Below are 22,942 nucleotides of genomic sequence, written 5' to 3'. Positions count from 1 at the left end.
CTGGCGTTCGGGACGGGGAGTTCACCAGGTCGGAACCGCGTACGCTGCGCGAGCGTACGCGCACGAAGGGTGGACGGTACGCGTAACTGCCCGTGACCATGGGTGCGTTGATGGTGTCACGCGGGGCTGATGCGCGAAAGGTGGCCGGGCGATGACCGAAGACATGGTGGGGGCGGGGGTTGGGCCGGAGTCCTCGGACAGCTTGCGGACGTTCGGCGCGGTGGTCCAGGCCCTGCGCGAACACCACGGGCTGAGCAGGGACGAGTTCGCCGACGAGGTGCAGTTCTCCAAGCACACGGTGGCCTCGATCGAGCAGGGGCGGCGGATGCCGGACCAGGCGTTCGTGGAGAAGGCGGAGGAGGTGCTCGGGGATACGGGGGCGCTGCGGCGGGCGGTGCGGCATCTTTCGCGGCAGCCGGGGCTGGCGGCGTGGTTCAGGCAGTGGGCCAGGTTCGAGGCGGAGGCGATCAGCCTCTGTACGTACGAGTGCCGGGTGGTGCCGGGGCTACTGCAGACGGAGGCGTACGCGCGGGCGGTGTCGCTCAACGTGCCGCCGCTGCCGGACGCGGAGACGCTGGACCATCGGATCGCGGGCAGGCTCGACCGCCAGAACCTGCTGTCCACGAGCCGCAAGCCGCCGACCGCTTTCAGCTTCATCGTGGAGCAGGCGGTCCTCGAACGGCACACGGGCGGCGAGGCGGTGACACGTGAACTCTTCGACCACCTCCTGGAGTTGATCGCGCGGCACTGGAACGTCGAGTTCCAGCTCATGCCGCTGAAGCAGCCGGTGCACGCGGGACTCGACGGTCCGCTCCAGCTGGCGGAGACGCCGGACAACCGGTGGTTCGGATACTCGGAGGGGCAGGAGAACGGCCGCCTCATCGCTGACGCGAAAGAGATCAGCCGCCTCCAACAGCGGTATGCCAAGATGCGCTCACAGGCCCTCACCCCCGAAGACTCCTTGGGCCTGCTGAAGCGAATGCGAGGAGCGCTATGAGCACGTCCGAACTGGCCTGGTTCAAGAGCAGCTACAGCGGCTCCGAGGGCGACGACTGCGTGGAAGTCGCCCTCTCCTGGCGCAAGTCCAGCTACAGCAGCGGCTCGCAGGGCGACTGCGTAGAGATCGCCACCTGCCCCACCACCGTCCACGTCCGCGACTCCAAGAACGCGCAGGGCCCCGAGCTCACCCTGGCCCCGGCCGCCTGGACCACCTTCCTCGCGTACGCCGCCGCACGCTGATGCCCCTGCCCGGCGCCCGCCTGGGGTGTAACTGGGGGAAAAGGGCAGAAAAAAGGGGGCAAATAGGGCCGCCTGGTGCCCCTTTCCCCCCACCTCACTCAACTCCACCCCGCGCCCGGAACGGACCGGCCTGCGCTGCTCCCCTGCACATCATCGCCGCGACCCTGATCTCTTTGGTGTCCCTCGTCACCGGTGGGTGGCTCGCTGAGGACCTGACGCACCGGACATCCCATGGGTGCAAGTGGCTGGCTGTCCCTTGGACCAATTACGCCACCGCCTATCTGGCGCTCGGTGCCGCAGTGCTGGCGATCGTGCTGTCCTGGCGAGTGACGAAGGCCAAGCGCGAGTCGACCCATTGGAGTGTGCCTCTTTGCCTGGCGGTCTCCACACTGCTCATGGCGGCCGGCGCGTTCCTGGTCTACGTGGCCCATGACGATGCCGCCAAGGTGGCCGGCAAGGTGGGCCAGACCTTCTGCATGTGAGGCATCGGGCGCGGTGGAGCGCGCACCGTTGATCGGGCACCGTTGGTTCGCCGCGGACCGTGGGGTGAAGCACCACCGCCCGAGCCCTCGGCCGCCCGCCGCGCAGGCGGATTCCGGCCCGCCCGAGGGGCTTGAGGAACACATGGATCCGTACGCCGTTGTGTGGGGGATCAACATCGTTCCGCCCCGGCCGCCCTTCCTAATGTGACCGCAGTCGGCGCCACACGCGTCGGCATCACATCCGAGGAAGGGGCCGCGAATGGGCTTGGACAAGGTGGTCGGCGATCCGGCCGAATCGGTCGCCGACGTCGGCGCGGGAGCTTCGCTGGCGGTCGGCGGGTTCGGTCTGTGCGGTGTGCCCACCGTTCTGCTGCATGCCTTGCTGGGCAAGGAGGTTGGCGGCCTGCGAGTGGTGTCCAACAACTGCGGGGTGGACGACTGGGGCCTCGGGCAGCTGCTGCGGGAGGCCCGGATCGCCCGGATGACCAGCTCGTACGTGGGCGAGAACAAGGAGTTCGCCCGCCAGTACCTCGCCGGTGAGCTGGAGGTGGAGCTCGTTCCGCAGGGCACCCTGGCGGAGCGGCTGCGGGCCGGTGGCGCGGGGATTCCCGCGTTCTACACACCGGCCGGTGCCGGTACGCAGATCGCCGAGGGCGGGCTGCCGTGGCGGTACCGCCCGGACGGCACCGTGGCGGTGGCCTCGCCGCGCAAGGAGATCAGGGCCTTCGGCGAGCGCGAGTACCTGCTGGAGGAAGGCATCACCACCGACTTCGCGCTGGTGCGTGCGGCGGTGGGGGACCGGCACGGCAACCTCGTCTTCCATGCCTCGGCGCGCAACTTCAACCCCCTTGCGGCGATGGCGGGTCGCATCACCGTCGCGGAGGTGGAGGAGCTGGTCGAGCCGGGCGAACTGGATCCGGACCGGGTCCATCTGCCGGGGATCTTCGTCCAGCGCGTGGTGCCGGTCGCGGCCGGCGATCCGCGGGCGGAGAAGCGCATCGAGCGGCGAACGGTGCGGCCCGGCGTGCGGCCCGCCGCGCCGCCGCGCCAGGAAGTGGGTGCCTGAAGTGGCCTGGAACCGTGAGCAGATGGCGGCCCGCGCCGCCCGGGAGCTGACCGACGGCTCGTACGTCAACCTCGGCATCGGGCTCCCCACCCTGATCCCCAACCACCTGCCCGAGGGCGTGGAGGTGGTCCTGCACTCCGAGAACGGGATCCTCGGCGTCGGACCGTACCCGCACGAGGACGATGTGCACCCCGACCTGATCAACGCGGGCAAGGAGACGGTCACCACCGGTCCGGGGGCGTCCTTCTTCGACTCCGCGCTGTCGTTCGGGATGATCCGCGGCGGGCACATCGACGTCGCCGTGCTCGGTGCCATGCAGGTCTCCGCCTTCGGGGACCTCGCCAACTGGATGATCCCCGGGAAGATGGTCAAGGGCATGGGCGGCGCCATGGACCTCGTGCACGGCGCGCGGCGTGTGCTCGTGCTGATGGAGCACACCGCCAAGGACGGCTCGCCCAAGCTGGTCGAGGAGTGCACGCTGCCGCTGACCGGCTGGGGCGTGGTGGAGCGGGTCATCACCGACCTCGCGGTCATCGACGTCGGCCGGGACGGGCTCGTGCTGCGCGAGCTTGCGCCCGGGGTGAGCGTGGACCGGGTCCGCGCCGCGACCGGACCGCACCTGGCGGTGGGGGCCGACTGCGCGGTGCCGGCGATCTCCTGACGTACCGTCAATTTGCGAGCGTGTGCAGCGGACTTGACGTCCTGTGGCGTACACGAATAGCAGACCTGCCGTGCACAGACAACGGTTCAACAAGCCGGGCCCGGCAGCCCTGGTTGTGGGTGGCCACACCATTTCAGGGCTGCCGGGCCCGCTCCTACGGTGGCGGCGCCTCGGTTTCCGGCCGCCGCGCGCGGCCGGGGCCGGGCCACGGGACTCGGGACGGTCCCGTGCCGCCGACCGAGGGAGACCTCCCGTGCCTATCCGAACAGCGCGCCGCCTCGTGACGGTGAGCGCCCTGGCCGTCGCCGCCGCCCTGGCCGCCGTAGCGGCCCTCTTCGCTCCCGCGCCCTCCGCGCAGGCCGCCGCGGTGGGCCTGGAGAAGGTCGCCAACTTCGGTGCCAATCCAGGTGCCTTGAACATGTACGTCTACCGGCCGGCGGAGCTGCCCGCGAACGCGCCGGTCGTGGTCGCCCTGCACGGCTGTACGCAGGACGCGCAGACCTACGCCGACAACTCGGGGCTGACCACGTTCGCCGACCGGCACAAGTTCCTGCTGGTGTTCGGGGAGACGACCTCGTCCAACAACATCAGCAAGTGCTTCAACTGGTTCCAGGCCACCGACAACCGGCGTGGTCAGGGCGAGGCCGCGTCCATCCGGCAGATGGTCGCCCATGCCGTCTCGGCCTATGGAGGGGACGCGTCACGGGCGTACGTCACGGGCCTGTCGGCCGGTGGCGCGATGACCTCGGTGATGCTGGCCACCTACCCGGACGTGTTCAAGGCGGGTGCCGTCATCGCCGGACTGCCGTACGACTGCACCAAGGACAGCGGGGCCTACACCTGCATGGATCCGGGCGTCGACCGTACGCCTGCCGAGTGGGCCAAGCGCGTCACCGACGCCTACCCCGGCCACACCGGGCCCTGGCCGCGGGTGGCGATCTGGCACGGCGACAGCGATCCGACGGTCAAGCCGAAGAACGCCGACGAGCTGCGCGACCAGTGGACCGCCGTGCACGGCCTCGACCAGAGCCCCGACCGCACGTCCACCATCGGCTCCGACAACACCCGCAGGGAGCAGTACCTGGCAGCCGACGGCTCGGTGGCCGTCGAGGTCGACCGCGTGCCCGGCATCGGACACGGCACCCCGGTCGACCCGGGCCCGGGCGCGCAGCAGTGCGGGCAGGCCGGCGCGTACTTCCTGGACTCGATCTGTTCCAGTTATTACGTCACCGAGTTCTTCGGCCTGACCGGATCGACCCCGGACCCCGGCGGTACGCCGACGCCCGACCCGGTGGCGTGCTGGACGGCGAGCAACTACGCCCAGGTGACGGCCGGGCGGGCCACCACCAGCGGTGGTTACGTCTACGCCAAGGGCTCGAACGAGAAGATGGGGCTCTACAACATGGCGGTGACCCACACTCTGAAGGAATCACCGGCAGGCTATTACGTCATTGCTGACGGCAGCTGTTCCTGACCCGACTGGCCTGACTGGCCCGACTGGCCTGGCTGGCCTGGCTGTGGCGCCGACCGACGTGTGTCGGTCGGCGCCACAATCTTCCCTCTCAATGTGTTGTTCACACACATGGGTCCAGCCGTTGGATGCCCCTTACGTTTCCGGCCATGACAAGCGGATACACACGCGACCTGACAGGTCGCACAGCCCTGGTGACCGGTGCCGGCAGCGGCATCGGGCGAGCCTGCGCGACGGCCCTGGCCGCCGCGGGGGCGGCGGTGCACGTGGTGGACCTGGACGCGGATTCGGCCAAGATCGTGGCCGCCGACATCGGCGGCACGGCACATCACACGGACCTCGCCGACACCGCGGCGATCGGGGCCCTGCCCACCGGGATCGACATCCTGGTCAACAACGCCGGGCTCCAACACGTCGCGCCCATCGAGGAGTTCCCCGCCGAGCGGTTCGACCTGATCCAGAAGGTGATGGTCACCGCGCCCTTCCTGCTCCTGAAGCAGACCCTGCCGCACATGTATGCCCAGGGGTGGGGTCGCGTGGTCAACGTCTCCAGCGTGCACGGCCTGCGGGCCAGCGCCTTCAAGTCCGCCTACGTCACCGCGAAGCACGCCCTGGAGGGGCTGAGCAAGGTCACCGCCCTGGAGGGCGCGACGCACGGCGTGACCAGCAACTGCCTCAACCCCGCCTACGTACGCACCCCGTTGGTCGAGCGGCAGATCGCCGCCCAGGCCGAGGTGCACGGCATCGACCCCGACGAGGTGATCTCCGATGTGCTGCTGAAGAACTCCGCCGTCAAGCGGCTCATCGAACCGCACGAGGTCGCGGCCGCCGCGCTGTGGCTGTGCGGCCCGCACAGCGGCTTCGTCACCGGCGCCTCGCTGCCCCTGGACGGAGGCTGGACCGCCGGCTGAAACTCCCCGCCTGCTTCCCCACTTGCTCCTTTCTCGCTCTCCGCTCGCTTCCCCCTTCCCCCCTCCCGCTCCCGTTCGCTTCGAGAAACGGTGAACCCACCATGGCCAACCAGCGCACCCCGGGCGGTCTCGGCCGCATCGTCGCCGCCAGCCTGATCGGCACCACCATCGAGTGGTACGACTTCTTCCTCTACGGCTCCGCGGCCGCGCTCGTCTTCAACACCCTGTTCTTCCCGGACAGCGACCCCTTGGTCGGTACGCTGCTCGCCTTCCTCACCTACGCCATCGGCTTCGCCGCCCGGCCGCTCGGCGGGCTCGTCTTCGGCCACTTCGGAGACCGGATCGGCCGCAAGAAGCTGCTCGTGCTCAGCCTGATGATGATGGGCGGCGCGACCTTCGCCATGGGCCTGCTGCCCACCCACTCCTCGATCGGCGTGGGCGCCCCGGTCCTGCTCACGGTGCTCCGCCTGATCCAGGGCTTCGCCCTCGGCGGGGAATGGGGCGGTGCGGTGCTGATCGTCTCCGAGCACGGCGGCGACGAGCACCGCGGCTTCTGGGCCTCCTGGCCGCAGGCCGGCGCCCCGGGCGGAAACATGCTGGCCACCGGCGTACTCGCGCTCCTCGCGGCCGTCCAGTCGGAGGAGACCTTCCTGGCCTGGGGCTGGCGCGTCCCGTTCCTGCTCTCCGGGGTGCTCGTCGTGATCGGGCTGTGGATACGCGTATCGGTGTCGGAGTCCCCGGTCTTCCTGGAGGCCCAGGCCAAAGCCCAGGCCAAGGCCGAGGAGAAGGCGGCGGCGGGCGTCAAGGAGCAGACACCGATCGTCGAGGTGTTCCGGCACAACTGGCGCGGCGTACTGACGGCGATCGGCACCCGGCTCGGCGAGAACGTCTCGTACTACATCCTCACCGCGTTCCTCCTGGTGTACGTCACCACCCATCTGGAACTGCCCAAGAGCACCGCCCTGAACGCGGTACTGATCGGCTCCGCGGTGCACTTCGTCACCATCCCGGCCTGGGGTGCGCTGTCCGACCGGATCGGCAGGCGTCCGGTGACGCTGATCGGCTCGATCGGCATGGCGGCGTGGGCGTTCGCCTTCTTCGCGCTGCTCGATTCCAAGTCCTTCGCGGTGATCACCCTCGCGGTCACCGTGGGACTGCTGCTGCACGGCGCGATGTACGGGCCGCAGGCGGCCTTCATCTCGGAGATGTTCGACACCGAGGTCCGCTACTCGGGTGCCTCCATGGGCTCGCAGCTGGCGTCCATCATCGGCGGCGCGCTCGCCCCGATCGTCGCCGTCGAACTGCTCAAGGACTACGGCTCCGCCACCCCGGTCTCCCTCTACCTCTGCGTCACGGTGGTGATCACCACGGTGGCCGTGTTCGTGGCCAAGGAGACCCGGGGCCGCAGCCTCACCCGGCGCCGTGCCGCCCCCGCCGACGCGTCGGTGGGCGCCGCCTCGGCGAAGATCGGAACCTGACGCTCCGCGCCAAGCGCCAACGCACCACCTGCTCGCCATGGCGTACGGGACGACGCCATGGCGAGCCGGACCACCCTGGAGGTGATGCCCTGTGCCGAACCCACATCCGGTCGGGGACCGGACCCCGGCACACAATGCGTCGCGGGAGCTGCTCAACCTGCTGAACCTGCTTGCCGACAACGCCCCTGCCGAGGACTTCGCCCGGCCCGCCACGGCGGCGCGGGCACGCGGGGCGGGCGTCGGCGAACTGGCGGCCATCGACGAGGCGACCGACACGGCCCTGCAGATCCGCCGCACCATGAGCGAACACCGCCGCCGCGAGACGGAGTTGACCGCGCTGTTCGACACGGCCGGCGACCTCGCCGCGCTGCGTGACGTGGACGCCGTGCTGCGGGCCATCGTGCACCGGGCGCGACTTCTGCTGCGTACCGACGTCGCCTATCTGTCCCTCAACGACGAGGCGGCCAAGGACACTTACATGCGGGTCACCGACGGCTCGGTGTCCGCCGCCTTCCAGCAGGTGCGCCTCGGCATGGGCGAGGGCCTCGGCGGGCTCGTCGCGCAGACCGCACGGCCGTATGCCACCGGCGACTACCCGAGCGACCCCCGCTTCCGGCACACCATCCCCATCGACAGCGCCGTACTGGAAGAGGGCCTGCGCGCGATCCTCGGCGTGCCGCTGCGGCAGGGCACCGTCGTGATCGGTGTGCTGTACGCGGCCGACCGCACGGCCCGGGACTTCGCCCCGGACGAGGTGGCGCTGCTCTCCTCCCTCGCCGACCACGCGGCCATCGCCATCGACAGCGCGCGCATGATGGAGGAGACCCGGGCCGCACTCGTCGACCTCAACGCCGCCTCCCGGACGATCCGGGCCCACAGCCAGGCGATGCGCCGCGCGGAGGAGGCCCACGACCGCCTGACCGATCTGGTGCTGCGCGGCGGCGACTTCACCGAGATCGCCACCGCCATCGGCGCCGTCCTGCAGGGCGGCACGGTCATCCACGACGCGGACGGCATCGAACTCGCCCGCGTCGACGCCGAACCAGGGCCTTCGCCAGGGGGTGCCTCCCCGGACTCCACCGACCCACGCCCCCCGGCGCCCGCCCCCAGCCTTCGGCCGGAGGTACCCCCCTCGCAGCCGACGCAGGCCCCGCGGCGAAGCCGCAGTTCGGAACCGCCACGGACGCCGGTGAGGCACCCCCTCGCCCGAGCCGTCGCCGCCTCCCGCTCCAGCGGCCGGGCCGTTCCGCTCAACGGCACCTGGGTGTGTGCCGTGCTCGCCGGGCCCGAGCTGCTCGGCAGCATCGCGCTGACCGGGCGTGCCGATCTGAGCGAGGCCGACCGGCGGCTGTTCGAGCGGGCCGGTGTGGTCACCGCGCTGCTGTTGCTGCTGCGCCGCTCGGTCGCCGAGGCCGAGGACCGCGTACGCGGTGAACTGCTCGGCGACGTCCTCACCGCCACCGCGAACCCGAGCGGGCTCACCGCCAGGGCCCGCAGACTTGGGGTGAACCTCACGCTGCCGCACGCGGTGTTCCTCGCGCACAGCGACACCGCTCCCCGCCGGCAGCTGCTCCAGGCGGCGGCGCGCGGCGCCCGCGGCAGAAGCGGCCTTTCCGGACTGCACCACGACCGCGTCGTCGTCATCACCCCGGGCGAGCACGTCACCGCCACCGCACAGGCCCTTGCCACCGAGCTCGCCCAGGCCACCGGGACCCCCGTCACCGTCGGCGCCGCGGGCCCGGCCACCGGCCCGGCCGACCTCGCCCACGCGCACGCCGAAGCCGTGCGCTGCCTGTCCGCGCTGCGCGCACTCGGGCAGACCGGGCGAGGTGCGGCCCTGGCCGACCTCGGCTTCCTGGGCCTGCTCCTCGGCGAGGACACCGACCTGGCCGACTACGTCCGGCGCACCCTCGGCCCGCTCCTGGACTACGACACCAGACGCCGCACCACCCTCGTCGAGACCTTGCGGGTCTACTTCGCTTGCGGCATGAACCAGGCCAGGGCCCGGCAGGCGCTGCACGTGCACATCAACACCGTCGTACAGCGCCTGGACCGGATCGGCCGCCTCCTCGGCGACGACTGGCAGAGTCACGAGCGCGCCCTGGAACTCCAATTCGCCCTGCGGCTGCACCAGGTGACACATGCTCAGGACAGCGAGCAGGGGTAACGGAGCACGTCAGCAGGGGTATCGGCGCCCGCACCGTGGCCCGCCGGCTGCTCCGCGCGGTGGAGAACGCAGGCGCGTGACTACCGGGCCCGGCCCGGCCTCCCCGCCCCGACCGGCTGGAAGAATGCCCGACTGGAAGAATGCCCGGCTGTGACGATTCGTGTGCTGATGGTGGATGACCAGGAGATGGTGCGCCGGGCCATGCGGCGCATCCTCGAGAGCCAAGCGGACATCGAAGTGATCGGTGAGGCCGCCGACGGCGTGGCCGCACTGGAACAGGCCCGCCTGCTGCGGCCGGATGTCGCCCTCATGGATGTGCGCATGCCCCGGATGGACGGCCTGGAGGTCACCCGCAGTCTGCTCGCTCCCGGCTCCGGCCTCGCCACGAAGGTCGTCATCGTGACGACCTTCGATCTGGACGAGTATGTCTATCCGGCGCTGCGCTACGGCGCATCGGGCTTCCTGCTCAAGCGCTCGGGGCCCGCGCTCCTCGTGGAGGCGGTCCGGGCGGCCATGGCGGGGGACAGCCTGATCAGTCCCTCGATCACGGTCCGGCTGCTGCGCCACGTCACCGGCAACGGCGCTGCCTCCGGCGCGGGTTCGGGCGCGGGTTCGGGCCGGCCGGCGATGGTCGAGCCGCTCACCAAGCGGGAGATCGAGATCGCCGCCAAGGTGGCCGAAGGCCTGACCAACGCCGACATCGCGGGCGAGATGTTCATTTCGCCGGGCACCGTCAAGACGCATGTCGCGAGCATTCAGCGCAAGTTCGGCGTACGCAACCGGGTCGGCATCGCCGTCCGCGCCTGGGAGATGGGGTACGCCACCGCGCATTGACCCGTGCACCTGCCGCCCCGGACCCGACTTCCTAGGCTGATGCGCATGACGGGCACGATGCGAGACACAACCTTCGGACGCCGGCGGGGCCTTTGGTGCGGGCTGACACTCGTCCTGCTGGGACTTCCCGCCTTCCTCGGCCCGCCCATGGCCCTGCTTCTCGCGCTTGCCGCGATCGCCGCCGTGCTGGCCACGCTGGTGCGTTGGCCGTCAGAGGGCGTCTCCCCGAGCCGTCCCCTGGGCCGGGTCACCGTGATCCGGGCCGGATACGCGGTCGCCGGGGTGTCCCTCGCGGTGGACCTCGGCTACCGCGGGCAGCAGGGGCTGACGCTGCTGTGGATGCCCTTCGAGTTCGCGGCGCTGTTGGTCCTCACCGCCCGCCTGGTGCGCCGTGCATCCCGCCCGGTGCTCCCGGCGACGCTCCTCGCGGTCACCTCGCTGGTGCTCCCGTTGCGCTTCACCGTGCGCAATCCCGAGTCGGGTGCCAACGGCTCCCTGCTCATGGTGGTGCTCACGCTGGTGCCGGTGATCTGCGCGATCGGCATCGGCATGCGGCTGCGCGGCACGGACACCCGGAACCGCCAGGCCGTCCTCGATGCCCGCAGGAACCAGCGGCTGCACATGGCCCGGGTCCTGCACGACTTCGTCGCCCATGAACTGACCGGCATGGTCCTCGAAGTCCAGGCGGCGCGCACCACCGCCTACGCCCCCGAGGAGTACGACGCCTTCCTCGCCCGCCTCGAGGAGTCGGGGCTGCGGGCCCTCGACCAGATGGACCGGACCCTGGACACCCTGCGCCAGGCCGAGCAACTGCCCGCCCACGGGAGCGCCGCCAAGGAGCCGGACCAGGCCCCGACCCGGGTCCACGGACTCGTCGATCTGCCCGACCTCACGGCCCGCTTCTCGGAATCGACCTCCATCCCCACCCGACTCGACCTGGACGAAGCCCTCGTGGACGCGTTGCGCCGGGAGATCGACGAGACCGCGTACACCCTGGTCCTCGAAGCGCTGACGAACGTGCGCCGTCATGCGGCGGGCGCGGCTTCGGTCCGGGTGAGCGCACGCCGCGACGCCGAGGCCCGGCTGTGCGTCCAGGTCACCGACGACGGCGGGCAGAGCAGCCCGCTGGTCGAGGACCGGGAGGGCGGCGGCACCGGCCTCGCGGGTCTCGACGAGCGGTTCGCCCTGCTGGGCGGGGCACTTGAGGCAGGCCCGGACGGCACGGGCTGGCAGGTCACCGGCACTCTCCCCCTGCTGCAGCGGCTCGACGCCGCCGGCTGAACACCCCCCCGGGGCCGACGCGGAATTGGTGCGCGGACAGCGGAATTGGTGCGCGGATATCTGCCGAACGGCAGATGTCCGCAGCGCCGCGGCAGGCGAGTCTCGAGTCCTCACCCACGAGAGACAAGCACCCCGGAGGACACCGTGTTCCCTCGCAACTGGTCCCGCGCCCTGCCGGCCGCCACCGCAGTGGCCGTTCTGGCCACAGTCACCGGCTGCGCCAGCGCGAAGGACGCCGAACCCGAGACGAAGAGCTTCTCCTTCCGGGGCGGCACCCTCGACGTCCGGTCCCACGGCATCCCCACCGACCTGGTCGCCACCGACCGTGACGACGTCCAGGTGACCCGGTGGTTCGACGTGGGCTGGGGCGCCGACGACGAGGCGACCTGGGAGCTGGCCGAGGGCACGCTCGACCTGCAGGCCAAGTGCAGCAAGCTCGCCAACTGCGATGTGCGCTTCAAGGTCGAGGTGCCCAAGTCCCTGAAGGTGCTGCGCAACGGCCGGACCACTGACCTCAAGGGTGCGAAGAACCAGGCGGCGGGCGCCCCGTCCCGGACCGTCACCGCCGTCCGGTCCTGGGCGTAAAGGAGCCATCGACATGCTGGAACTCATCGACATCACCAAGGTCTACCGCGGCGGCAAGCGCGCCGTGGACGGCATGACCCTGCGCATGGAGAGCGGAATGCTCGGCCTGCTCGGCCCCAACGGCGCCGGCAAGTCCTCGTTGATGCGGATCGCCTCCACCGTCACCAGGCCCACCGGCGGCCAGGTCCTGTTCAACGGCACCGATGTGGTGGCCGAGCCCGACGTCCTGCGCCGGGCCCTCGGCTATCTGCCGCAGGACTTCGGGGTCTACCCGAACCTCACCTCGCGGGAGTTCCTGTCCTACCTGGCGGCCGCCAAGGGCCTGTCCGCCCGCTCGGCCCGCGCCCGCATCGACGAGCTGCTCGAACTGGTCAACCTGACCGAGGCGGTCAAGCGCCCCCTGGGCAAGTACTCCGGCGGCATGATGCGCCGCGTCGGCATCGCCCAGGCGCTGCTCGCCGACCCGCAGGTGATCATCGTCGACGAGCCCACCGCGGGCCTCGACCCCGAGGAGCGCGTCCGCTTCCGCAACCTGCTCAGCGATCTGGCCGCCGACCGCGTGGTCATGCTCTCCACCCACATCGTCTCCGACGTGGAGTCGGTCGCCTCCGACATCGCGGTCGTCGCCCAGGGGCGGCTGCTGCGCCGGGGTTCCCCGGAGGACCTCCTCGCGGCGGTGGCCGGCCGGGTGTGGGACGTTCTCGTGGACCCGGCCGATGTCGCCGCCGTACAGCAGCGCCACCTGGTGAGCCGGATGGTGCGCACCAGCAGCGGCGTACGGGTGCGGCTGCTCGCCCCTGTGCCGCCGTACGCCACCGCCCAGCAGGTCACCCCCGACCTGGAGGACGCCTACCTGGCCATCGTCAACGAAGTCGGCCCGAAGAGGCGCGAGTTCAGCACGGTGGACCGGACCATGGACCTGAAGGGCGGCCGGTGATGGGAACCCTCTTCCGGCTCGCCACCGCCGACTTCCGGGACCGGGTACGGCGCCCGGCGTACGCGGCCATCCTCTGCGCGGCCGTAGGTCTCGGCTACTTGGCCACCCCCGGCAAGGACGCCGGCTGGGTCGTCATGCAGATCGGCCGCTACCGCGGCGAGTACAACAGCGCCTACATCGGCATGGTCGTCGCCCTCGCGGGCGCGGTCTGGCTCTGCCTCGGCGGCTTCTACGTCGTACGCAACGCCATCTCCCGCGACGAGAGCACCGGCGTGGGACGGCTGCTCGCGGCCACCCCGATCAGCAACACCTCATATCTGCTGGCCAAGTTCCTCAGCAGTGTGCTGGTCCTGGCCTCCATGCTGGGCGTGCTCGTGGTCACCGCGCTGGTCATGCAGCCGGCCCGTGGGGAGGTCATGGCGGTCGACCCCGTCGAACTGCTCAAGCCCTTCGTGCTGATCGCGCTGCCGCTCATGGTCTTCACCGCCGCCGCGGCGCTGCTCTTCGAGACGATCCCCCTGCTGCGGGCGGGACTCGGCAACATCCTGTGGTTCTTCATCTGGGCGTTCATCGCCATCGGCGGCCAGTCGCCCGACGCCCCGCTCGGCGGGATCGGTGTGCACGGGGTGGTGCGGTCGCTCGGCGGTGACATGAAGGCCCAGGGCATCGACCCCACGCAGGTCGGCGAGTTCAGCCTCGGCCTGACCCTGGTGGAGAAGCCGCTCGACACGTTCGTCTGGCACGGCTTCGACCCCGGCGCCGGCTATCTGCTCTCCCGCCTCGCCCTGGTCCTGATCGCGGTCGCCCTCGTCCTGGTCCCGGCCCTGTGGTTCCCGCGCTTCGACCCGGCGCGCGGCCGCGAACCGGCCGACCGAGCAAAGAAGTCGGGACCCGACTGGGCAGTCCCCGGGCACCAGGTCGTCCCCGGGCACCAGGTAGTCCCCGGGCACCTGGCCGGGCCCGGCGCGGCAGCCCCCGGACAGCCGTTCCCGGTCACCCCCGCCGTCGTCATGCACGCGGAGCCCGACGCTCCCCGCTCCGACACCTTCCGCGGCGTACCCAAGGCACCGGTCCGACGTGGCAACGCGACCCTGCGCCTGCTCCTCGGCGAGGTGCGCATCCTGATCCAGGGCACCCCGCTGTGGTGGTGGGGCGGAGTGGCCGCGCTCGCCGCGCTCTCCCAGATGGTCACTCCCGCGACGGGCGTCGCCCGCTTCCTGCTGCCGATGTCCTGGATCTGGCCGGTGCTGATCTGGTCCCGGCTCGGCACCCAGCGCCACGAGTCCGGAGTCGAGGCCATCCTCGGCGCCTACCCCGCCGCGCGCCGCCGGATCGCCGCGGAATGGGGGGCGGGCTTCCTGCTCACCGCTGTCGCGGGCAGCGGACCGGCCCTGCGCATGCTCACCGGCTCGGACGCCGTCGGCCTGTTCCACTGGTTCCTCGGCGCGCTGTTCATCCCCTCCTTCGCCCTTGTCCTGGGCACCCTCAGCCGCACCCACCGCCTCTTCCAGTTCGCCTATCTGCCGCTGTGGTACGGCACGGTCAACGGCATCACGCCGCTCGACTTCATGGGCGCGCTGCGCGACTCGGGCGGTACGCCGGTGGGCATGTCCCCGGGTCTGCTCCTCGGCAGTACCGCGGTGATGCTCGGCATCGTCTTCGCGTCGAGCGCGGCCCGCCGCGCCACCTCGTGACCACCGGGACGCACGGCACGACGCCCTGGTCCACCCGGCAACCCCCGGGCCGGGCATGGGGCGAGAGCCGCCGACAAGGCCGACCCCATAGGTTGGCCCGATGCGCACTGCCATATCCGTGTCCGTTCCCGCCGCCCTCGCGGGCGTCCTCCTGCTCACCGCATGCGGCGGTACCGAGCAGTCCGGGGCGCCGGCGTCCTCCGGGTGCCGGGCCTTGCCCGGGAGCGGGAACAGTGATCCCGCCAGGCTGGAACGGGACGGGGTGCGGATCGTCGGGCTGTGCGGTGACTCCCCGAGTGAGGCCTCGTACGAGATCGCCAACGCGTCCGAGGAGACGCTCGCGTACACCATCACGTTCAACCTCACGAACAGCGCGGGTCAGGCGATGGACGTCGTGGACCGGACGGTGAGCATGGTCGGGGCGGGGGAGACGGTCCGGCGCACCCTCGACCTGGGCGCCCACGAAGGCGCGACGGTCAGCAAGGTCAGGAGCGTCCCCGCGCGCGAGGCGACCTCCGCCGACGAGCCGTGCCCGTCCTCGGGGATGCGGGTGTACGCGGATGAGGGCGACGCGGCGATGGGCCTGCGCGTCATCGGGCTCCACCTGGAGAACTGCGGCAAGCAGACCATCACCCTCAACGGCCATCCGGAGCTCCAACTCCTCGACGGCGAACGGAAATTGATCACCGGCGTGAAGATCCTGCACGGCAGCGGCGGCATCTCCACCGGCACCGGCTTCGACGACCCGGCCCGCCCCGTGACCCTGAAGCCCGGCGAGGCGGCCCGCTCCGGCCTGCTCTGGCGCAATACGACGGAGATGAGCGAGGACGGCCCGGTGAACGTGCCGTACGTCCGCGTCCTCGCGAAGCCCGGTGCGGCGCCGGTGATCGTGACGCCGGAGCTCGATCTCGGGACCACGGGGAAGTTGGGCGTCAGCCCCTGGAAGGCGGATCAGGGCGCGCGAGGGTGAGTCCGGGCCGTACGTCACCCCGGCGCGCGTGTGCGGGTGGGGGCGGTGGACCGAAGGCCCGCCACCCCCACCTGCTTCGCTACCCGATCAACTCCACCTCCGCCAGCGTCCCGGCCCCGCCCTCAGGCACCAGCCGGTACTGCCGGTACGTCCCCGGGTCGGCCACGGAGAACACCCGGGTCTGCTGATCCCAGGCGAACGACTCCCCGTCCCGCCGGTCCACGGCCTTCCACTCCTGCCCGTCCTTCGACGCCTCCAGGACCCAGCCCGTCGGCGCCTTCGCCCGGTCGGCCGAGGTCAGCGTGTACTGCACGGCCCGAGTGGAGTCCGGCACCGGCAGGTTCAGGGCCGACGCCAACTCCGCGGAAGTCTTCGACGAGTTGTCGAACAACGCCCCGTCCCCGGCCAGCACATCCGCCCGCGGCGAAGGCACCTTGTCGTCCTTCGTGATCGACACCGGCGCGGCATCCGCCCCCGTGCCCCACTTCGACGGCTTCGCGCCCATGTCGAATTCCAGGACGCCACCCTTGGCAATCACCTTGTGGGGCAACGCAGTTGACGTCCACTTCTTCCCATTGACCCGAAGCCCCTGCACGTACACGTTCTTCGCGCTGTTCTTGGGCGCCTTGATGATGAGGTCCTTGCCGCCCTCCAGATGCACGGTCATCTTCGTGAACAAGGGCGACCCGATGGCGTACTCCCCGCTGCCCATGACCAGCGGATAGAAGCCCATCGAGGAGAACAGGTACCAGGCGCTCTGCTCGCCGTTGTCCTCGTCCCCGTGATAGCCCTGCCCGATCTCGCTGCCGACGTACAGCCTTGAGAGGACCTCGCGCACCTTCTCCTGCGTCTTCCACGGCTGTGATGCCGCGTTGTACATGTAAGTGGCGTGGTGGGCCACCTGGTTGGAGTGCCCGTACATGCCCATGCGGACGTCGCGTGCCTCGGTCATCTCGTGGATGACGCCGCCGTACGACCCCGCGAATTCGGGCTCCGCGGTCTCCGGTGTGGAGAAGTAGGCGTCGAGCTTCTTGCCGAGACCGCTGCGGCCGCCGTACAGATTGGCCAGGCCGCGCGAATCCTGGGGCGCGGTGAAGGCGTATCCCCAGCCGTTCGTCTCGGTGTAGTCGTAGCCCCAGATCCGAGCGTCGTACTTGTCGCTCGGAACCCGCCAGTCGCCCTTCAGGTCACGGCCTTGGAAGAAGCCCGAACTGCCCTGCCCGGCCCCGGCTTTAGCGTCGAACAAGGTCACGTAATTGCGGGCTCGGTTGAGGAAGTACTCCGACTCCTCCTTGTACCGCTCCTTGCCCGTCTTCTTGTAGAGCGCCTGCCCCATCTTCGCGATGCCGTAGTCGTTGAGATATCCCTCCAAGGACCAGGAAAGGCCCTCGTGGGTCTCGGTCGAGGCATAGCCGAGGAACGGCGAGGTCTCCATGCCCTTGCGCCCGACACCCGAACTCGGCGGCACCACCGACGCGTTCTTCAGCGCCGCCTCGTACGCGGCCGGAGCGTCGAAGTCCACGCCCTTGACGTAGGCGTCGGCGAAGGCGACGTCCGACGACGTGCCCGTCATGAGGTCGGCGTACCCGGGAGACGACCAGCGCGAGATCCAGCCGCCGTCCTTGTACTGCTGGACGAAGCCGTCGACCAGTTCGCCGGCCTTCTTCGGGGTGAGGAAGGAATAGGCGGGCCAGGTGGTCCGATAGGTGTCCCAGAAGCCGTTGTTGACGTACACCTTGCCGTCGACGATCTTCGCGCCGGTGTGCGTCGGGGTGTCCGGTCCGGTCTGCGGCGAGAAGGGGCTCGCGTACTGGTACTTGGCCTTCCCACCCTCCGAACCGACCTGCTCGAAACCGGAGTTGGGGTAGAGGTACAGCCGGTAGAGGCTGGAGTACAGGGTCGTCAGCTGATCCGTTGTCGCCCCCTCCACCTCGACCTTGCCGAGCAGCGCGTCCCACTGGGCCTGCGCACGGTCACGTACCCGCTCAAAGGTCGTACCCGCCGGGATCTCCCGCTCCAGGTTCGCCTTCGCCTGGTCGACCGAGAGCAGCGAGGTGGCGAGGCGCACCGACACCGTGCGGTCCTTGCCCGCGTCGAAGCGGAAGTGTCCTTTGACTCCTTCCGAACTCCCGCCCGTCACCGGGGAGTCGAAGACGCCGTACACGAAGAGCCGGGTCGCGCCCGTGGAGCCGCCGCTCTTGACGTCGGAGTAGCCGGTGACGGTCCCCTTGTCCTTGTCGAGGGTGAGCCCCGCCTTGTCGGAGACGTTGTCGAAGAGGACGCTCGCGTCGTCGCCGGGGTAGCGGAACCGCATCATCGCGGCATGGTCGGTCGGGGTGATCTCGGCCTTGATGCCGTTCTCGAAGGTCACGCCGTAGTAGTGCGGGCGGGCCGTCTCGTTCTCGTGCTTGAAGGGCAGCTCCCGCTTCTCCCGGTCCAGGTCCGGGGTGCCTGCGACCGCGGATGGCAGGAGCTGGAAGGTCTGCCGGTCACCCATCCAGGGGCTCGGCTCATGGCTCGCGCTGAAGGCCTGCACGGTCGGCAGGTTGTCCGCGTTGTTGCCGCGCGCGTAGTCGTAGAGCCAGCTGGTGGAGCCCGCGTTGGTCACCGGCGTCCAGAAGTTGAAGCCGTGCGGGACGGCGGTCGCGGGGAAGTTGTTGCCGCGCGAGAAGCCGCCGCTGGAGAGGGTGCCGCGGGTGGTGGAGGCGTAGTCCGAGAGGTGCTTGCGAGGCTTCTCGGGCGGGGCGGCCTTCAGCGTGATGTCGTCGATCCAGCCGCGGAACTTCGCCGGACCCTTGGGGGAGTCGTACGCGACGAGGACCCGGTCGACCGTCTTGCCGGCCGCGACCCGGCCGATCCGCGAGGCCACCTGGTTCCACTGGTTGACGTAGAGCCGCTTGGCGGCGGCCTGCCCCTGCGGGGTGAGCGTCCCGCCGTGCAGGTCGACGGCGCCGAGGTCGCTCAGATACGTCCCGTCCGTGAAGGCCAGATCGACCGCGACATGCGTGGCCGGGTAGTTCAGATCGGTCTCCGACATCTGCGGGAAGACCCGGTAGGAGAGTTCGGTGTCACGAGATATCGCGACATCGACGTCGAAGACCTTGTTGTACGAGTACGCGCGTCCCTCGGCCTTGTGCGTGCCCGCGTACCGCAGCGAGCGCTTCCCGGTGAACCCGGCGGCGGCCTTCGCGGTCGGCGAGCCGCTCGGCCCGCGGTCCACGGCGCTGATCATGTCCTCAGGCGTGGGCTGGCTGGTGTCGCCGTTGGAGAACTGCACGTCGGAGAGCTGGGTCGCGTCGCCCGCGCCGTTGTTGGCGGTGATCTCCAGGCGGTAGTGCTTGTACGCGGCGCTGCTCGCGAAGTCGTACTTCTTGGTCTCGAACCGCTTGGCGAAGCTCTCGCCGCTGCGGGTGTCGAGGGTCTTCCAGTCCTTGCCGTCGGCGGAGCCCTGCAGCGTCCAGTCCTTGGGGTCGCGCTCGGCATGGTCATTGGCCGAAGTGAGCGCGTACGTCACGACCTTGACCGGTTCGTCCAGGTCGAACTCGACCCACCCGGTGGGGGAGAACGTCAGCCACTTGGTGGTCTGCTCCAGATCGACGAGGTTCTCCTTGACCTCGCCGGAGCCCGAATTCTCCCCGCTCGCCCGGAGTTCGAGGACCCGGTCGGTCACGTTGCCCGGAATGCCGGAGCTGAATCCGCCGTCGACGCCGGACGCCTTCTTGCCGCCGCCGGGGGCGGTCTCGGGGGTCGAGCGCCAGTCGGGCTGGGCCTCGTTCGCCTCGAAGGAGGAGCTGAAGTCGCCGTGTGCCCGGGGCGCTTGGGGTGCGGGTTGGGCCAGGGCAGCGCCCTGACTTGTCAGGACTAGGAGAAATGCGGCTGATGTGCCCAATAGTGCCGCGAAGGATGATCGAGCCGGTCTGTGCCGATGTCTGTGCAGAGCCCTGCGCTGCATGAGGAGCCTCTCCTGGCGATCTGGACAACGTTGTCAAGTCGGCGCGCAAGGTCCAGTAGGGCGTCAAGTGGCCATTGGTGTCAAGGGTGTTGAAGGCGCTCCCCGGAGCATTCGGCCAGGCCGCGAGAGGGGGGACGTACCGGCGCGAAAAGTCCATGCGTGACGGCGTGAAAGTCCACGTGGCGCAGGGGGCGGATGCGAGAGGTTTCTGCAAGGGCCTTGCGGAGGTCTCAAGTAGGGAAAGACTGTGGGGCAACCAGTATTCGATCTTGCCCAGTTGGCGGTAAGTGGACTATACCTGTCGGCGTCCGCACCCTGTTCATCTGCGGTCACGGTTCTGCCCAGCTAGACAACTTCGCGGTGCCGGGGGGGATCCCGTTCACCGCCTGAGTCCTGGAGAAGGCGAGGACTTGAGCATGGGATCCACCCTCGGCGTAGGCCATCGCGATCTGATCAGGAGCGTCGATCACGGCGCCATGCATCTCGCAGCTGATCACCATCGGCGCCGCTGAGGGCTTCGAAACAACGGCGAAACGCTCCGGGTGTGCCTCTCCGCCGATATCCCACGCGGAGACCCACCCAAAGTCGCGCTCACAGGTAAGTGCGGCAAGCGCATCGCCGACCTGGCCCTGAAGGCCGGACACGCAGTGAAACCCATGAAGATCGAATCGATCAGTGAGGATGCAGAGATGACGACTCGTATGGGGTCTCTTGACAGGCGGATGTTCCTGCGCGGGGCGATAGCAGCAGCGGCCACGGCATCGATGGCGACTGCATGTAGCTCTCCCTCCTCCGAAAACAACAAGGGTGGCCCGAAGGGCAAGACCTCGGCCAAGAACCCGTTCGGCGTCGCCAAGAACTCCAAGGTCGAGGCGGCCATCTTCGACGGCGGCTACGGCACCGACTACGTCGAGTTCGCCAACACGGTCATCGCGAAGCAGATCGCCGGTGTCAAGGTCGACGTCAAGCCGGTCGTCGACATCGGCCCGCAGCTCCAGCCCCGCTTCGTCGGTGGCAACCCGCCGGACCTCATCGACAACTCCGGCGAGGACCAGATCGGCTTCCTGGGCATTCTCGACCAGCTCGAGGAGCTCGACGACGTCTTCGAGGCCAACACCTACGAGGGCAAGAAGATCGCCGACATCGTCTACCCCGGCGTCAAGGCCCCCGGCACCTTCAAGGGCAAGTTCGTCGGGCTCAACTACGTGATGACGGTGTACGGCGTCTGGTACTCCAAGACGCTGTTCGAGGCGAACGGCTGGACCCCACCGAAGACGTGGGACGAGGCGCTCGACCTCGGCCAGAAGGCGAAGAAGAAGGGCAAGTACCTCTTCGTCCACGGCAAGGAGGCGGCGACCTACTACCGGACGCTCCTGATCGACTCGGCGATCAAGGAGGGTGGCGACGAGGTCCGGATCGCCCTTGGCAACCTGGAGAAGGACTGCTGGTCGCACGAGGCCGTCCAGGGCGTCATCAAGATCATGGAGACCATGGTCAAGGAGAAGATGTTCGTCCCCGGCGGCTCCGGCACCCAGTTCCAGAAGGCGCAGGCGATCTGGAGCAACGACCAGAAGGCGCTGCTCTACCCGTCCGGTGGCTGGATCGAGAACGAGATGAAGGACGCCACCAAGAAGGACTTCCAGATGACCGGCGTCCCGGCGATGACGCTCACGGACAAGCCGAAGATCCCCTACGAGGCGCTCCGTGCGGCCGCGGGCGAGCCGTTCATCGTTCCCAAGCAGGGCAAGAACCCGGCCGGCGGCAAGGAGGTCCTGCGGGCGATGCTGTCCGAGAAGGCGGCCGCCAACTTCTCCAAGACGAAGCTGGCCCCGACGATCGTCAAGGGCACCGTGCCCGCCGACGGATACGGCTCCACGGCCCTCGTCTCGCAGACGAAGATGCTCGAGGCCGCGGGCGAGAACATCTTCAACTACACGTTCGTCGAGGCCTACGGCATGAACACCGACCAGCTGGTGCCGTGGAACTCGTTCCTCGCCGGCGACATCGATGGCAAGGGTCTGACCTCGGCTCTGCAGAAGATCTCCGACAAGATCCGGGAAGACGACTCCATCGAGAAGGAAAAGGTCAGCTAGCAGCGCGATGAGTGACAAGATCACCAAACTCGAACCCGCGAGCGGCCGGCTCAAGTCGGCCGCTCGCGGCGGGCGTCCCGGGCGCCGCAAGCTCACCTTCGACCGGGTGACGTTCTTCCTCGCGTTCCTCGGCATACCGCTGGCCGTCTTCGTCGTCTTCGTCCTGATGCCGTTCGTCCAGGCGATCTACTGGGCGATGACCGACTGGCGCGGCTTCAGCCCGGACTACAACTTCATCGGTCTCGACAACTTCACCAAGATGTTCGAGGACGACATCTTCCTGAAGGCGTTGCGCAACGTGGCGCTGCTCGCGGCCGTCGTACCGCTGGTGACGTTGACGCTCGCCCTCGGGGTCGCGGTGGCCATCACCCTGGGCGGGCCCAGCAAGGGCCCCGTCCGGGGGATCCGGGGTGCGTCGTTCTACCGGATCATCTCGTTCTTCCCCTATGTCGTGCCGGCGATCATCGTCGGCCTGATCTGGGCGCAGATGTTCGACCCGAACGCCGGCCTGGTCAACGGCTTCCTCACCAAGACCGGTCTTGACGGCTTCGAGGCGTTCGCCTGGCTGGGCGAGAAGGCGACCGCCATGCCGTCCCTGATGTTCGTCATCATCTGGGGACTCGTCGGGTTCTACGCGGTGCTCTTCATCGCCGCGATCAAGGGAGTTCCCGCCGAGCTGTACGAGGCGGCCAGGATCGACGGGGCCGGGCGGTTCCGGACGACGATCTCGATCACCCTGCCGGCGATCCGGGACAGTGTGCAGACGGCGTACATCTACCTGGGCATCGCCGCGCTGGACGCGTTCGTCTACGTACAGGCGATGTTGCCGAACGGCGGGCCGGCCAACACGACGCTGACGATCAGCCAGCGGCTGTACAACGTCGCCTTCGCCAAGCAGCAGTTCGGATATGCCACCGCGATGGGTGTCGTCCTCGCTGTTGTCACCCTGGTGTTCGCGGCGCTGGTGTTCACCGTCTTCCGCCTGACCGGCGGTGGCGAGGACAAAGAGAACGCGCGTGGGTTCAAGGCTCGGCGTGCTGGAGCCAAGGGAGGTGCTCAGTGAGCAGCGCCGTAGCCGCCGACCGGAAACTGGTCAGAGTCACCGCGAGCAGCGACCGCAG

Annotated in this window: 19 protein-coding genes; 17 read left to right on the top strand and 2 right to left on the bottom strand. The window is 69.4% G+C overall.

Going from position 1 to position 22,942, the window contains the following annotated elements:
• The first annotated feature begins 151 nt into the window (after positions 1 to 151).
• The 15 genes from OG430_RS13255 (at position 152) to OG430_RS13185 (ending at position 15,776) form a co-directional block, all read left to right on the top strand.
• Entirely contained in the window at positions 152 to 997 is an 846-nt protein-coding gene (locus tag OG430_RS13255; RefSeq protein ID WP_327352678.1) for a helix-turn-helix domain-containing protein, read from the top strand.
• A complete protein-coding gene (locus OG430_RS13250) occupies positions 994 to 1,239 on the top strand; it encodes a DUF397 domain-containing protein (protein ID WP_327352677.1) in 246 nt (81 codons plus the stop codon). Before OG430_RS13255 ends, OG430_RS13250 begins: the two co-directional genes overlap by 4 nt.
• Before the next feature lie 176 nt (positions 1,240 to 1,415).
• Positions 1,416 to 1,721, top strand: a complete 306-nt coding sequence (locus tag OG430_RS13245; RefSeq protein WP_327352676.1) for a hypothetical protein — start codon at positions 1,416 to 1,418, stop codon at positions 1,719 to 1,721.
• Positions 1,722 to 1,980: 259 nt separating this feature from the next.
• On the top strand, positions 1,981 to 2,787 hold the full coding sequence (locus OG430_RS13240; RefSeq protein ID WP_327352675.1) for a CoA transferase subunit A: 807 nt from the start codon (positions 1,981 to 1,983) through the stop codon (positions 2,785 to 2,787).
• 1 nt (position 2,788) lies between these two features.
• Positions 2,789 to 3,448 carry a CoA transferase subunit B gene (locus OG430_RS13235; RefSeq protein ID WP_327352674.1) on the top strand — a complete coding sequence of 220 codons (660 nt, stop codon included), beginning with the start codon at positions 2,789 to 2,791 and terminating at the stop codon, positions 3,446 to 3,448.
• Positions 3,449 to 3,701: 253 nt separating this feature from the next.
• The gene (locus OG430_RS13230; RefSeq protein ID WP_327352673.1) at positions 3,702 to 4,922 is read left to right on the top strand and encodes an extracellular catalytic domain type 1 short-chain-length polyhydroxyalkanoate depolymerase; all 1,221 of its coding nucleotides are present in this window, start codon (positions 3,702 to 3,704) and stop codon (positions 4,920 to 4,922) included.
• Between the two features lie 146 nt (positions 4,923 to 5,068).
• The gene (locus OG430_RS13225; protein ID WP_327352672.1) at positions 5,069 to 5,830 is read left to right on the top strand and encodes a 3-hydroxybutyrate dehydrogenase; all 762 of its coding nucleotides are present in this window, start codon (positions 5,069 to 5,071) and stop codon (positions 5,828 to 5,830) included.
• A 101-nt stretch (positions 5,831 to 5,931) separates the two neighbouring features.
• Positions 5,932 to 7,308 carry an MFS transporter gene (locus OG430_RS13220; protein ID WP_327352671.1) on the top strand — a complete coding sequence of 459 codons (1,377 nt, stop codon included), beginning with the start codon at positions 5,932 to 5,934 and terminating at the stop codon, positions 7,306 to 7,308.
• Between the two features lie 91 nt (positions 7,309 to 7,399).
• Entirely contained in the window at positions 7,400 to 9,475 is a 2,076-nt protein-coding gene (locus tag OG430_RS13215; RefSeq protein ID WP_327352670.1) for a helix-turn-helix domain-containing protein, read from the top strand.
• 150 nt (positions 9,476 to 9,625) lie between these two features.
• Positions 9,626 to 10,309, top strand: a complete 684-nt coding sequence (locus OG430_RS13210; RefSeq protein WP_327352669.1) for a response regulator transcription factor — start codon at positions 9,626 to 9,628, stop codon at positions 10,307 to 10,309.
• 45 nt (positions 10,310 to 10,354) lie between these two features.
• Positions 10,355 to 11,590, top strand: a complete 1,236-nt coding sequence (locus OG430_RS13205) for a sensor histidine kinase (RefSeq protein ID WP_327352668.1) — start codon at positions 10,355 to 10,357, stop codon at positions 11,588 to 11,590.
• Between the two features lie 144 nt (positions 11,591 to 11,734).
• The gene (locus tag OG430_RS13200; protein ID WP_327352667.1) at positions 11,735 to 12,175 is read left to right on the top strand and encodes a hypothetical protein; all 441 of its coding nucleotides are present in this window, start codon (positions 11,735 to 11,737) and stop codon (positions 12,173 to 12,175) included.
• Positions 12,176 to 12,188: 13 nt separating this feature from the next.
• Positions 12,189 to 13,112: an ABC transporter ATP-binding protein gene (locus tag OG430_RS13195; protein WP_327352666.1), complete on the top strand. Its 924-nt coding sequence runs from the start codon at positions 12,189 to 12,191 to the stop codon at positions 13,110 to 13,112.
• Positions 13,112 to 14,806, top strand: coding sequence for an ABC transporter permease (locus OG430_RS13190; RefSeq protein WP_327352665.1), 1,695 nt, complete (start codon positions 13,112 to 13,114; stop codon positions 14,804 to 14,806). The genes OG430_RS13195 and OG430_RS13190 overlap by 1 nt, the downstream gene beginning before the upstream one ends.
• A 100-nt stretch (positions 14,807 to 14,906) precedes the next feature.
• Positions 14,907 to 15,776, top strand: a complete 870-nt coding sequence (locus OG430_RS13185; RefSeq protein ID WP_327352664.1) for a DUF4232 domain-containing protein — start codon at positions 14,907 to 14,909, stop codon at positions 15,774 to 15,776.
• A gap of 79 nt (positions 15,777 to 15,855) precedes the next feature.
• Here the strand turns inward: OG430_RS13185 and OG430_RS13180 are convergent, their stop codons facing one another.
• Complete coding sequence (locus OG430_RS13180; protein WP_327352663.1) at positions 15,856 to 19,728, bottom strand: GH92 family glycosyl hydrolase; 3,873 nt, start codon at positions 19,726 to 19,728, stop codon at positions 15,856 to 15,858.
• 329 nt (positions 19,729 to 20,057) lie between these two features.
• Entirely contained in the window at positions 20,058 to 20,372 is a 315-nt protein-coding gene (locus tag OG430_RS13175; RefSeq protein ID WP_327352662.1) for a hypothetical protein, read from the bottom strand.
• Between the two features lie 45 nt (positions 20,373 to 20,417).
• Here OG430_RS13175 and ngcE point away from each other — a divergent pair, with 45 nt between their 5' ends.
• Both ngcE and OG430_RS13165 read left to right on the top strand, forming a co-directional pair.
• A complete protein-coding gene (gene ngcE, locus OG430_RS13170; RefSeq protein WP_327352661.1) occupies positions 20,418 to 21,821 on the top strand; it encodes an N-acetylglucosamine/diacetylchitobiose ABC transporter substrate-binding protein in 1,404 nt (467 codons plus the stop codon).
• Between the two features lie 7 nt (positions 21,822 to 21,828).
• A complete protein-coding gene (locus OG430_RS13165; RefSeq protein WP_327352660.1) occupies positions 21,829 to 22,884 on the top strand; it encodes a carbohydrate ABC transporter permease in 1,056 nt (351 codons plus the stop codon).
• Positions 22,885 to 22,942: the final 58 nt, after the last annotated feature.

Source organism: Streptomyces sp. NBC_01304 (assembly GCF_035975855.1).
Lineage (GTDB): Bacteria > Actinomycetota > Actinomycetes > Streptomycetales > Streptomycetaceae > Streptomyces.
Note: the sequence above shows the minus strand (reverse complement) of the source record. Positions and strands in the feature narration are given on the sequence as shown.

Bases quoted from the DNA above. Each gene is read 5' to 3' on its own strand.
- OG430_RS13225 (WP_327352672.1), top strand. From the start codon at position 5,069: ATGACAAGCGGATACACACGCGACCTGACAGGTCGCACAGCCCTGGTG.
- OG430_RS13205 (WP_327352668.1), top strand. From the start codon at position 10,355: ATGACGGGCACGATGCGAGACACAACCTTCGGACGCCGGCGGGGCCTT.
- OG430_RS13250 (WP_327352677.1), top strand. From the start codon at position 994: ATGAGCACGTCCGAACTGGCCTGGTTCAAGAGCAGCTACAGCGGCTCC.
- ngcE (WP_327352661.1), top strand. From the start codon at position 20,418: ATGACGACTCGTATGGGGTCTCTTGACAGGCGGATGTTCCTGCGCGGG.
- OG430_RS13165 (WP_327352660.1), top strand. From the start codon at position 21,829: ATGAGTGACAAGATCACCAAACTCGAACCCGCGAGCGGCCGGCTCAAG.
- OG430_RS13255 (WP_327352678.1), top strand. From the start codon at position 152: ATGACCGAAGACATGGTGGGGGCGGGGGTTGGGCCGGAGTCCTCGGAC.
- OG430_RS13190 (WP_327352665.1), top strand. From the start codon at position 13,112: ATGGGAACCCTCTTCCGGCTCGCCACCGCCGACTTCCGGGACCGGGTA.
- OG430_RS13185 (WP_327352664.1), top strand. From the start codon at position 14,907: ATGCGCACTGCCATATCCGTGTCCGTTCCCGCCGCCCTCGCGGGCGTC.
- OG430_RS13195 (WP_327352666.1), top strand. From the start codon at position 12,189: ATGCTGGAACTCATCGACATCACCAAGGTCTACCGCGGCGGCAAGCGC.
- OG430_RS13240 (WP_327352675.1), top strand. From the start codon at position 1,981: ATGGGCTTGGACAAGGTGGTCGGCGATCCGGCCGAATCGGTCGCCGAC.
- OG430_RS13220 (WP_327352671.1), top strand. From the start codon at position 5,932: ATGGCCAACCAGCGCACCCCGGGCGGTCTCGGCCGCATCGTCGCCGCC.
- OG430_RS13180 (WP_327352663.1), bottom strand. From the start codon at position 19,728: ATGCAGCGCAGGGCTCTGCACAGACATCGGCACAGACCGGCTCGATCA.